Below are 10,768 nucleotides of genomic sequence, written 5' to 3'. Positions count from 1 at the left end.
GAAATACGAGTGGCTGCCATTCCAATCGTTTACACCTACCGAACTTGAGGAGGCTATCGATGAAATCGGCGCTGGTTTTGGCTCTCAATACCAATTTACTTTCTGCTAAGCACTTATCGGCAGAAATTGGCGGGAAGGGTACAATTCAAAAGAGGATGGAATCCTTCTTCGGCGAGACCTACACGCCCTATATGACAATGGACTTCTTACTGTATCAAGCGATGGTATAGTCGAATTAGATACGTCGGTAAGAAACTATTATCAACAGTATCATAACATTCGCATCACTGTGATACCGAACGCACTAAAGAAACTCTAACTCAGCGGTCAAGACCGGAAAATCAGAGAAAGCAGGGGTGAGGTCTCGCAACAAAGCATCCATAGCTAAACTCACAGGCAGGTACACATTCAACTGCTATCACTGAGGGTTGAAACGCAGTCGTCAGAAATTGGCCAAATTTCCGATCGCTGCTGACCAAGATGCTGGAAACGGCGCTCGACCTGCCAACACGCACCACCGACAAAACCGACATCCAGACTTACCGCCACTCCTTGCTGGAATGGGTGATGAAAGAGTTTGTGCTGGCGCTGGATCACTTGCTGAAACGCGGTCTGCGCTTCGATTATCGCCGTGTCGAGGAAGAACAGCGCTACCTGCGCGGCCGCCTGGACATGAACAAACAGTTGCGCCAGCCGCCGGGGCGCGCGCATATTTTCAATATCCGCCATGACCTGTTTCTGGCGGACCGCCCCGAGAACCGCCTGCTCAAGTCGGCCCTGATGCGTATCTGCGGCTTGACCCAGGAGGCCGATACCTGGCGGCTCTCCCACGAACTGGCCGGATTAGTGGCCGAAATCCCCGATAGTCAGAACATCGCCGCCGATTTTCGCCAGTGGCGAAGCGACCGTCTGATGGCGCATTACCAGCCGGTGCGCCCGTGGTGCGAACTGGTGCTGGACCAGCACATGCCGTTGGCGATGCGCGGCAAAACGCACGGCATCAGCTTGCTGTTCCCAATGGAAAAACTGTTCGAGCGCTATGTGGAAGTCAAATTGCGCCAGCGGCTTCCCGCTCAATATACTCTGAAAGCACAGGCAGCTAGCCGATCGCTCTGTACGCATCAAGGCAAAAACCTATTCCAGTTGCGGCCCGATTTGCTGATTCAACATCATAAGGAAACCGTGCTGGTGCTGGACACCAAATGGAAACTTCTCTCGGCCGCCGATAGCGAGAACAAATACGGCCTGAGCCAGGGCGATTTCTACCAGATGTTTGCCTATGGGCATAACTATCTGCCGGGCGAGGGCGACATGATCCTGACTTATCCGAAAACCGGGAATTTTTCGGAGACAATGCAGCCGTTCGAGTTTTCGGAAAAATTGCGCTTATGGGTAACACCGTTCGATCTCGAAAAGGACGAAATGCATTGGCCGAATGACATAAAAGCAAGCGTTTTCGCTCCATTACGGCTTGCGGGATAACGAGGTTTCCTGGCCGCTATCAGTCGTTTTACGGCATAGCGATTGCCACGGATGGCGATATGCCCCGAACGGACTGATTACCGGATCGCTCTGATTGATGGCAAGTTTCGGCGCTCTTTACTGGCAAATATTGAACTCCGTTTGACAATCTGAGAGGCTATTTCCTCTTCAAACAGGCACGGCCAGGCCGATTTATGCAACAAAGCCAAGCCCATGTAACTGCATAATAAGGCCGCCGCCTGGCATTCGCTTAGCAATGAAGTACCGGCCTATTTTATCAATGGTTTCCGATGCCCACACGGGCGCCATTGAGGTGAGTTAATCCTTGTGGTGATTCGAAGGTTGAAGAAACGCGGTGGGAAGGTTACTGTTCGCCTTGTCGTGATACATGGCCATATCGGCTTGTTTGATCAAATCATTACAATTTTGAGGAACTTGCAAAACTCGATAAACCGAGCGGAATTAGTGACAGGAATGGCCAAAAAAAGAAAAATGAGCCTGTTCAAAAGTGATAAAGTTGGGTCGTCAAAAACTCGAAAATCATCAATAAATGAACAGGTTACATGAGACTTTATCACAAGTGTGGTTGAACATTCAAAGTTCATTATTTCCCTGGCTGGCGGAGGAGTTAGGCCCTCTGACGGCGAAGCAACAGGAATTAGTCACGACACTGGAACTGGTGCGCATTGAAGAGTTCATTTATTCCGCGCACGGTTTTCCAGGGCGTCCGGCACAAGATCGTACCGCTATCGCGAGGGCGTTTGTCGCGAAGATAGTGTACAGCCAAGTCACGACCCGCGCGTTGTTGGATAGACTGGACACGGATAGTGCCTTGCGTCGGATTTGTACCCAATAGGGCATAAATGGCTGGGAACGCAAAAGTGATGTGCCGGATGAATGGACCTTTTCACGCGCCTTTGCCGAGTTTTCAACATCCCGCTTGCCAGAGCGCGTGCATGAAGCCCTGATTCAAAAAAGCTATGCGCCTGAACTAGTGGGCCATATTTCCCGGGATTCCACAGCGATAGAGGCTAGAGAAAAACCCGTAAAAAAGGCGGCCCTCGATAAAGTGAAGGCTAAACGAGGTCGTCCCAAAGTGATGTGTCATTTAATGTTCGGTATTCTGGCGCTCACGGCCAATCAGTTGGTCACTTTTGTCACCTGAAAAAACCATTGATTGGCTTTTTGGGTGGATTTATACGATAGCAAGGATAGCTATTACCCTAAATTTTGAGAAAACCATGCCGTAGTGAGATAAACGTTTAAAACGAACACCAGTTGCCCAAAAAATCGGCAAATCAAGTCGTTGATAACAATTGTCTTGGTCGTAGCTCGATGATTTTGCAAGAGGCTCAAGATGTTTCTTTAAATTTACCGGTTTCTGCTTCTTAACATGAAAGCCTTTTTATGATTTTGATTTTTTAAAACTTTGGCTGTTTCAAATTGGCCGATAGTATTCGATGAGGGTTGTTCTGGTGCAATCGCACACCCAAAACAGCCTTTCAGGACGCGCTATTCACTGATTTTGAAAATTCAGACACCGCAAATCCTCAAAACAGACATTCTCAGGGACAAAAGCCCAGGCAGCACTCATACCGCCAATGTCGGGTATAACTTTACGGCAATGGCTAGCAGGATGGAGAATACGACGAGCATCACGGCAAAATCGAGACCATAACCAAAAATATTTTCCCCGCCTACAATGACAAGTCCACGTAACGCATCGATCAAATAAGTGAGCGGATTGACTTGCGCGATGAGGCGTAGCCAACTTGGCATCAAATTGAGCGGATAGATCGCATTGCTGGCGAAAAACATAGGCATCGTCAGAAGTTGACCGATTCCCATGAAACGCTCACGCGTCTTTACAATGCAGGCGATGATCAGTGAGAAAGTGGCAAAGATGCCTGAACCCAGCATCACGCTGCTCAACACACCAGCGATTGCCAAAGGATCCAGCCTGATTGAAACATGCATCACCAAAGCAACAAGATAAATGACAACCGCTTGAACGATACCCCGAAACCCAGCCGCGATCGCTTTGCCGAAAAGCAGCGCACTGCGCCGGGCCGGGCTTACCAGGAGCTTTTGTACCACGCCAAGATCGCGCTCCCAGATGATGCCGATGCCATAGAAGATGGAGCTGAAGAGCACGCTCTGAGCGAGAATGCCCGGCGTAATGAAAGCCAGGTAGCTCATCTGGCCCGTATGGATACCACGAACCTGGGCCAGAACCTGTCCGAATATCACCAGCCACAATACCGGCTGTACAGCGCGTGCAATCAGCTCGGTCGGATCCCGAGCAAGCTTGATGAGTTCTATTTCTACAATGGCGGAACTCTCTCGAATGAAGCGCTTCATCTGCTCGCCTTAGCCAAGACGGTGAGCCGTTCTGCGCGTTTGTGCGACCGCGCTGAAAGTCCCGCCATCATGTATCAACCCACCGGCATAATGCGAGAATACGTCATTCATGGTTTTATTGGCTCCCAGCCCAGCGCGCAACTCGACAGGCTTTCCGGCCACGCTGATTCGCCCCTTATGAAGAATCGCCAACTTATCGCAAAGCGTTTCGGCTTCTTCCATATCGTGCGTCGTGATCAGGACAGTCATACCGTAGTCGCGTCTAAGATCCAGCAAGCGATCCCAGACAGTATGGCGCGCGATCGGATCGAGTCCAAGGGTCGGTTCGTCCAGGAACAGAATTGCAGGACGATGCAGCATGGCTTGGGCAAGTTCAAGGCGGCGGATCATGCCGCCGGAATAGGTTTTCACCAGTTTGTGCGCCGAATCCGTAAGCCCCATAAAGTCCAGTGCATCGCCAATGAGGGCATTTCTTTCTGCTTTGTGCAGGCCATAGAGTTTGGCCGACAAACGCAAGTTCTCGTAACCTGTCAGGGCGCCGTCGGCCGACAAGAGTTGAGATACATAGCCAATGCGCCGCCGGACCTCTCCAGGAGATCTGATAACGCTAAATCCCCCCACTTCAGCGGAGCCGGATGTCGGCGGCAGCAGAGTCGTCAGCATCTTGATCAAGGTGCTTTTTCCGGCGCCGTTTGCCCCAAGCAATCCGAAAATCTCCCCATAGGGAACCTGCAGTTCGATATGATCCACCGCCGTCAAATGGCCAAATCGGCGTGTTAGTTCGGACACCTGGATAGCAAATTTGTCTGCCCTGCGGGATGCGGCTGTGTTCATGAAGGAAGAAACTATGGGTCCAAAGGAATACGTAGGAAAAATCGATTAATATCGAATTTTCTCATTTGCAAGTTAAATACCTTAGAGAGCGGAAATGCGAAGATTATTTCGCCTACAGGATAAATATTTATTGAGTCAATTCAGCATCGACTATTTACCCGCATACATCACCCTAAATGACCACAAGCAGTGACTATGACCTGATTTGGTCAGAGTCATTTTACAAGCCAATCAAAATAAATGCCGATCTACACGTTGGCAAAATCAACGGTAACCCGGCATTGGAAAGCGGTTATGACGCAGCGGCTATTTGCTGCTTGAGTCTTGCTTGATCGTCGAAATCGCTTCCTGCACGGTCGTCATGAACTGTGCCGGGAAGATGATCGTGGAGTTCCTCTCCGTGGCAATCTCGGCCATGGTCTGGAGTGTGCGGAGTTGCAGTGCAACCGGGTGCGACGCGATGATGTCCGCCGCCTCGCCGAGCTTCACCGACGCCTGAAACTCGCCTTCCGCTGCGACAATCTTGGCACGGCGCTCGCGCTCAGCCTCTGCTTCCTTCGCCATCGCGCGCTGCATATTCTCGGGAAGCGTGATGTCCTTGATCTCGACGGCTGTCACCTCGGCGCCCCAGGGTTCAGTATGCGTGTCGATAACATTCTTGATCTGCAAGTTAATATCGATCGTATTTGAGAGCAACTGGTCTAGCGAGAACTGACCGACAACGTTGCGCACCGTGGTCTGACTGATCTGATTGACCGCGCTCGTGATGTCCTCGATCGCGACGACCGACTTTTGAGGATCGATGATCTTGTAGTATGCGACGGCCGCGATGTCGATAGACACGTTGTCCTTCGTGATGATTTTCTGCGACGGGATGTTCATGGTGATCGTGCGGAGGGTAACCTTTGTCATCCGCTCAAGGAGCGGAATGAGGATGATGAGACCCGGCCCACGCACGCCGGTGACTTTACCGAGAAAGAAAATAACTCCACGATCATATTCCTTTACGATACGGAGTGACATGAAAACTAAACCCAAGACGACAAGAATGATGGGAATGAGGGGGTTAACTGATAACATGTTCATCTCCATTGTTACGGATTGACCTATAAGTGAACCGTCCCGGTTTTCCCGGAGACTGTTAGTTGTGAGTCATGCTGCGAGAGCCGACTCGGAAAGTTGTTGATAATACCTTGTTTCCGCTTCTGCCGGAGGGATATTGCCAATCGGGCCCAGCAAACGTCGTTGATTAAACCAATCGACCCAAGTCAACGTCGCCAGCTCCACGGCTTCACGGTCTTTCCAGGATTGCCGATGGATCACCTCGGCTTTATACAGCCCATTGATGGTTTCGGCCATGGCATTGTCATAGGAGTCTCCCACGCTGCCCACCGAAGCCTCAACACCGGCTTCTGCCAAACGCTCGCTATAGCGGATCGACACGTATTGTACGCCCCTATCGCTATGATGAACCAGGCTACCATCCCGCGCTGGCCGACGATCATACAAAGCCTGCTCCAGCGCGTCCAAGACAAAGTCAGTCTGCGCGGAAGCGGAGACCTTCCAGCCGACGATATAGCGGGAAAAGACATCGATCACGAAGGCAACATAAACAAAGCCTTGCCAGGTTCTAACATAGGTGAAATCGGCCACCCATAACGCATTCGGACGCACGGCGCTGAACTGCCGATTGACGCGGTCCAGCGGGCTGGACGACCCCGGATCGCTGATTGTGGTTTTGACCGTTTTGCCGCGTATAATCCCTTTCAGTCCCATTTGCCGCATCAAGCGTTCTACCGTGCAACGAGCCAGAGAAAAGCCTTCTCGCTGCAATTGCCGCCATACTTTGCGGGCGCCGTATGCTTGAAAATTCGCCTCCCAAACCCGACGAATCTGTTGGCTTAGCGCCTCGTCACTGCGAGTGCGGGCAGATCGCATTTCTGGATTGGCCTTACGCGCGGCATGCAGGTAATACGTCGACGGGGCAATCGGCAATACCTTGCAGATCGGCTCGACCCCGTAATCATCACGATGATCATCGATGAACGCTTTCATGGCTTGAATCGGCGGTCGAGCTCCGCCTGGGCAAAATACGCCGACGCCTTACGCAGAATCTCGTTGGCCTGCCGCAACTCGCGCACTTCGCGTTCCAATGCCTTGATGCGTTCCGCTTCGCTGCTGATCGAACCCTTCGCCTCACCACTGGCTTTTTGCGATTGCCTGATCCAGCGGCGTAACGTCTCCGCCGTACAACCAATCTTGACCGAAATCGATTGAATCGCGGACCATTCCGAAGTGTATTCGCCCTGATGCTCCCGCACCAAGCGAACCGCTCGTTCCCGAAATTCGGGTGAATAATGGTTTGTGGTTTTCTCTTTCATAGCTTCATCTTCTCAAAAGTTGAAGCCTCCATCAAACCCAGGGCGGTTCAGTCGTTCACGCAAGAATTTCGTGAGCAGGCGGTGAAAAACGTATTAGGAAGCAACTTATCAGTGCCGGAAACGGCACGCCGCTTGAATATATCGGCGAAGACGTTGGCCAATTGGATACATAAATCCCGAACCGGACAGTGTAATGGAAGTGGAGCAGGCAAAGCGGTTTCCGACTTGGAGGCCGAAGATAGCCGCTTGCAGCGCGAATTGGCGGAAGCGCGACTGAAGCGCAAGCCATCGGCGAGAGCGCAGCAAAACGCACGGTTGGCCGTGGCGATCCGAGCGGCGCATAGTCGCAGCCGGGAAACTACGGTCGGTTGCGTTTACAGCCGGAATTGGCGGCGGATGGCTATCGCATGGGATTAGGCCGGATCAAGCGGATTCGTAATGCATTGGGCTTACGTTGTAAACAAAGCCGGAAATTTAAAGCAACGACGAATTCAAAACATAACTTACCTGTGGCGGAAAACCGCCTGCAGCAGAGTTTTGCGATCTCCCGGCCGAACGAAATGTGGGTGACAGATCTCACCTCTATCGAAACGGGCGAATGCTGGCTCTATTTGGCGGGCATCAAGGACCTGTATGCGTGCGAGATCGTCGGTTATGCGCTAGGATCGCGTATGACTCAGAATCTGCTGGGTCAGATTGATCCGTGCTGTCAAGTTGAAACGGCCAGCAGTGGTTAACGGTATTCGATTTCAGGATGGCATGGCTGTCATTAAGGAGTCTGAGAAAGATGAAGAAATACAGCAGATCGCCGCCTGATTCAAAGTTGGCATACACCAAATTTGACTATTTCTCCCTTGGGCGCAGAGTACCCGCTAATTCCACTTCACCACCCACATGATCGAACGTTTCAATGGGCGCATCGACGAATTTACCGGGTTTCCAACTTCAGCGAGCCCGCCATAGTGCTCTGTTCTATTAAAGGGGTAAATACCGAAACGGGTGCTCGGTCATCTCTGACCTATTCAGTCACTGAAAGCTTGGCGAGAAAAAGAGCCCGACAGGTTCATTTCGGATATATACAATCTTGCGGCAATTGACAACTACATAGAATTACCTATATTGTTTCTTTGCTAACAAGATATTTTAGCCAAGCCCAAGTAATGAGCCCCGGTAGGCCATATACGGGTAGCTAAACCAACTCCAATCTGAGCTGTCAATGTTTAAGTTTTTCCAACTGTTTGGTACCGAGGCACCCTTTGCGCGTATTCTGAAGAGGATACTTGGGCCAAAAGGACTTAGTTGTCTGAATTGCGGTAAAATGCACTCATGTTTGTTCACTGTCGACGATACAATTTCATTAAATGCCAACTGTTGCAGCCAAATCTTGCTCATTCTCGGCGCACAGTTTCAGAATGCCCTGCGACCTCTGTTCATTTGCTTCCGGCTTCGTTCGGCTGAAGCATCTTGCTAATCAGAAGCTGTTATGTCTAAAAACCATACTTACGGCCAGATTCTGAAGTCCTCAGCGATGATCGGCGGCTCGTCGGTGTTGAAGATCGCCATTGGGATCGTTCGCACCAAGGCTATGGCGATTTTGTTGGGCCCTTCCGGGGTCGGGTTAATGGGGCTATATGGATCGATTACCGACCTTACGAATAATATGGCTGGAATGGGCATTAACAACAGTGGTGTGCGGCAGATTGCCGCGGCTGTGGGTTCAGGCGACACCGAGAATATCGCGCTGACTGCTACTGTGCTGCGAAGAATATCAATCTTCCTGGGAGCGTTTGGTGCTGCTTTTCTAATCTTATTTTCCGGGCCCGTGTCCACCTTTACTTTTGGCAACGATCAGCACGCCTTCGCCGTAGCACTGCTTTCGTTGGTTGTGTTTTTCGGTACAGTATCCGCTGGTCAGGAGGCATTGATTCAAGGGATGCGATGCATCTCTGATATGGCGAAGATGGGGATATTGGGCGCGCTCTTTGGCACGCTAATCAGTATCACCGTGATATATTTCCTTCGCGAAGAGGGTGTAGCGCCATCGCTCGTTCTTATTGCTGCGATGTCACTCCTAACATCTTGGTGGTACAGTCGCAAAATACCTATCCAAACACCTTCAATATCGGCTTCCCAGTTAGGCCAGGAAGCGGGGGCTCTATTGAAGCTCGGTTTCGCCTTCATGGTCAGTGGCCTGTTGATGGCCGGGGCTGGCTATGCGGTGCGTCTGATAGTCGTTCGTGAAGTCGGTTACGATGCAGCTGGATTATACCAAGCCGCTTGGGCACTGGGTGGGCTCTATATTGGTCTTATCTTGCAGGCTATGGGAGCCGACTTTTATCCTCGTTTGACTGCTATCGCCAATGACAATACCGAGTGTAATCGTATGGTGAATGAACAGGCTCATGTCAGTTTGTTGCTGGCAGGGCCAGGTGTATTGGCAACCCTGACATTTGCACCACTGGTTATAGGGCTCTTCTATACCCCTAAATTCGAAGGTGCGGTGGAAATCTTGCGTTGGCTATGTCTCGGCATGACCCTCCGCGTAATTTCCTGGCCGATGGGCTTTATTATTAATGCAAAAGGTGTGCAAAACCTCATTATATTTTCCGAATTGGCTTGGGCTGTCGTTTATCTTGGTCTTGCATGGGTCTGTGTGAGTTTTTTCAATTTGAAGGGGGCGGGTATTGCGTTTTTTGGATCGTACATTTTCCATGTACTTATGATTTACCTGATCGTTCGACGTTTGAGCGGTTTTCGCTGGTCTACCTCGAACATACACACAAGTTTCCTCTTTCTTGCTTTGATTGCGGTTGTTTTTTGCAGCTTTTATACATTGCCATCCTTATTGGCGCTGGGCGTTGGTACACTGGCTGTCTTGCTCAGTGGTGTTTATTCGATTCAAGTTCTCTTGAATCTCATTCCGATTAACAGGATTCCGCGCAGCCTGCTAAATTTATTTCGCTACCTTCGTCTCGTATCTATTAATTCTAGCGAATATAATGACTTACAGTCTGTGATCAATATGACGATAGGCGACACAGTGGTGCAAAATAAGCTATTAGTACCCTTAAATCGGTTAATATTTGCATACATGATTTGCATCGTGTTTTTCATGTGGGTTTATTGGTATGCAGAGATGTATGGCTGGTCTGGGAGATTGCTGTCCTTTGAGTCTGGATTAGGTCACCTGTTGAAGTCAGGAATGCTGTCGGACTGATAAGGCGACGAGTCTTGAGGTCTGGGGAGTAGTCGCTAAGTTAGTAAAAAAATCATCTCCGGATATTTTCAATCTTAGCTTATGGTCAAGTTTACGGATTATAAGATATCCTTATGGCCCTAATTTTATGAGTTTTCGGTCTATATTTGAAGGTCTCCCCTTGTCAAGACCAAAATATCATGTTTTCAAAGTTTCCCCAAAATACATATCAGCCGGTCAGGGCAATCGGACTATCTTTCCGTTGACAGGTGAAGGAGTATAAAATTATCGATTTGCAGAGCTAACAAGGATGTTGCCGAATCCGATGCCGTATTTCCAAGATAGCAAAGACTCTCGCCGTGAGACGCAAAACAAGTTACACAAACTGAGCGATATCTTAACCAATAATGGGAAATCCCCCGGCTCTGCCGGGGAGACAGCAAAAGTTTGACAATAAGAGGAGTCCATCAGGAAACTGACTACCGTGAACCGCCAAGCACACGATAGAGGAGAA

General features: G+C 50.2%; 11 protein-coding genes, 1 pseudogene and 1 other annotated feature. Of the genes and pseudogenes, 8 read left to right on the top strand and 4 right to left on the bottom strand.

Annotation, left to right across the window (positions count from 1 at the left end):
• Positions 1-59: 59 nt before the first annotated feature.
• The 4 genes from U2W12_RS00865 to U2W12_RS00850 all read left to right on the top strand — a co-directional run bounded on the left by U2W12_RS00865 (position 60) and on the right by U2W12_RS00850 (position 2,647).
• The gene (locus U2W12_RS00865; protein WP_326498785.1) at positions 60-230 is read left to right on the top strand and encodes a hypothetical protein; all 171 of its coding nucleotides are present in this window, start codon (positions 60-62) and stop codon (positions 228-230) included.
• Positions 231-480: 250 nt separating this feature from the next.
• On the top strand, positions 481-1,482 hold the full coding sequence (locus U2W12_RS00860) for an McrC family protein (protein WP_326498784.1): 1,002 nt from the start codon (positions 481-483) through the stop codon (positions 1,480-1,482).
• A 550-nt stretch (positions 1,483-2,032) separates the two neighbouring features.
• The gene (locus U2W12_RS00855) at positions 2,033-2,338 is read left to right on the top strand and encodes a hypothetical protein (RefSeq protein ID WP_326498783.1); all 306 of its coding nucleotides are present in this window, start codon (positions 2,033-2,035) and stop codon (positions 2,336-2,338) included.
• A 30-nt stretch (positions 2,339-2,368) separates the two neighbouring features.
• Positions 2,369-2,647 carry a hypothetical protein gene (locus tag U2W12_RS00850; RefSeq protein ID WP_326498782.1) on the top strand — a complete coding sequence of 93 codons (279 nt, stop codon included), beginning with the start codon at positions 2,369-2,371 and terminating at the stop codon, positions 2,645-2,647.
• A 425-nt stretch (positions 2,648-3,072) separates the two neighbouring features.
• Here the strand turns inward: U2W12_RS00850 and U2W12_RS00845 are convergent, their stop codons facing one another.
• The 4 genes from U2W12_RS00845 to U2W12_RS00830 form a co-directional block, all read right to left on the bottom strand.
• Positions 3,073-3,843, bottom strand: a complete 771-nt coding sequence (locus U2W12_RS00845; protein ID WP_326498781.1) for an ABC transporter permease — start codon at positions 3,841-3,843, stop codon at positions 3,073-3,075.
• 9 nt (positions 3,844-3,852) lie between these two features.
• Positions 3,853-4,677 carry an ATP-binding cassette domain-containing protein gene (locus tag U2W12_RS00840; protein WP_326498780.1) on the bottom strand — a complete coding sequence of 275 codons (825 nt, stop codon included), beginning with the start codon at positions 4,675-4,677 and terminating at the stop codon, positions 3,853-3,855.
• A 306-nt stretch (positions 4,678-4,983) separates the two neighbouring features.
• On the bottom strand, positions 4,984-5,700 hold the full coding sequence (locus U2W12_RS00835; protein ID WP_326498779.1) for an SPFH domain-containing protein: 717 nt from the start codon (positions 5,698-5,700) through the stop codon (positions 4,984-4,986).
• A gap of 129 nt (positions 5,701-5,829) precedes the next feature.
• A protein-coding gene (locus U2W12_RS00830; RefSeq protein ID WP_326498778.1) for an IS3 family transposase occupies positions 5,830-7,058 on the bottom strand; the annotation gives its coding sequence in 2 pieces (ribosomal slippage) (positions 5,830-6,767 and positions 6,767-7,058; 1,230 coding nt in all).
• Positions 6,658-6,774 (bottom strand) — a sequence feature (AL1L pseudoknot). It overlaps the preceding gene by 117 nt.
• Between U2W12_RS00830 and U2W12_RS00825 the strand changes: the two genes are divergently transcribed.
• The 4 genes and pseudogenes from U2W12_RS00825 to U2W12_RS00810 form a co-directional block, all read left to right on the top strand.
• Complete coding sequence (locus U2W12_RS00825; RefSeq protein WP_326498777.1) at positions 7,035-7,475, top strand: transposase; 441 nt, start codon at positions 7,035-7,037, stop codon at positions 7,473-7,475. The two genes, U2W12_RS00830 and U2W12_RS00825, sit on opposite strands and share 24 nt — an antisense overlap.
• Positions 7,466-7,795 (top strand): DDE-type integrase/transposase/recombinase, encoded by a 330-nt coding sequence (locus U2W12_RS00820; protein ID WP_326498776.1) that lies wholly within the window; start codon positions 7,466-7,468, stop codon positions 7,793-7,795. Before U2W12_RS00825 ends, U2W12_RS00820 begins: the two co-directional genes overlap by 10 nt.
• Before the next feature lie 746 nt (positions 7,796-8,541).
• A complete protein-coding gene (locus U2W12_RS00815) occupies positions 8,542-10,275 on the top strand; it encodes an O-antigen translocase (RefSeq protein WP_326498775.1) in 1,734 nt (577 codons plus the stop codon).
• A 289-nt stretch (positions 10,276-10,564) separates the two neighbouring features.
• Positions 10,565-10,657 (top strand): annotated as a pseudogene (locus U2W12_RS00810) (ISAs1 family transposase); the annotation flags it as partial.
• Between the last annotated feature and the right edge of the window lie 111 nt (positions 10,658-10,768).

This window comes from Methylomicrobium sp. Wu6 (assembly GCF_035916875.1).
Taxonomy (GTDB): domain Bacteria; phylum Pseudomonadota; class Gammaproteobacteria; order Methylococcales; family Methylomonadaceae; genus Methylomicrobium.
Note: the sequence above shows the minus strand (reverse complement) of the source record. Positions and strands in the feature narration are given on the sequence as shown.

Bases quoted from the DNA above. Each gene is read 5' to 3' on its own strand.
- U2W12_RS00820 (WP_326498776.1), top strand. From the start codon at position 7,466: ATGGGATTAGGCCGGATCAAGCGGATTCGTAATGCATTGGGCTTACGT.
- U2W12_RS00840 (WP_326498780.1), bottom strand. From the start codon at position 4,677: ATGAACACAGCCGCATCCCGCAGGGCAGACAAATTTGCTATCCAGGTG.
- U2W12_RS00860 (WP_326498784.1), top strand. From the start codon at position 481: ATGCTGGAAACGGCGCTCGACCTGCCAACACGCACCACCGACAAAACC.
- U2W12_RS00845 (WP_326498781.1), bottom strand. From the start codon at position 3,843: ATGAAGCGCTTCATTCGAGAGAGTTCCGCCATTGTAGAAATAGAACTC.
- U2W12_RS00835 (WP_326498779.1), bottom strand. From the start codon at position 5,700: ATGTCACTCCGTATCGTAAAGGAATATGATCGTGGAGTTATTTTCTTT.
- U2W12_RS00855 (WP_326498783.1), top strand. From the start codon at position 2,033: ATGAACAGGTTACATGAGACTTTATCACAAGTGTGGTTGAACATTCAA.
- U2W12_RS00815 (WP_326498775.1), top strand. From the start codon at position 8,542: ATGTCTAAAAACCATACTTACGGCCAGATTCTGAAGTCCTCAGCGATG.
- U2W12_RS00825 (WP_326498777.1), top strand. From the start codon at position 7,035: ATGGTTTGTGGTTTTCTCTTTCATAGCTTCATCTTCTCAAAAGTTGAA.
- U2W12_RS00865 (WP_326498785.1), top strand. From the start codon at position 60: ATGAAATCGGCGCTGGTTTTGGCTCTCAATACCAATTTACTTTCTGCT.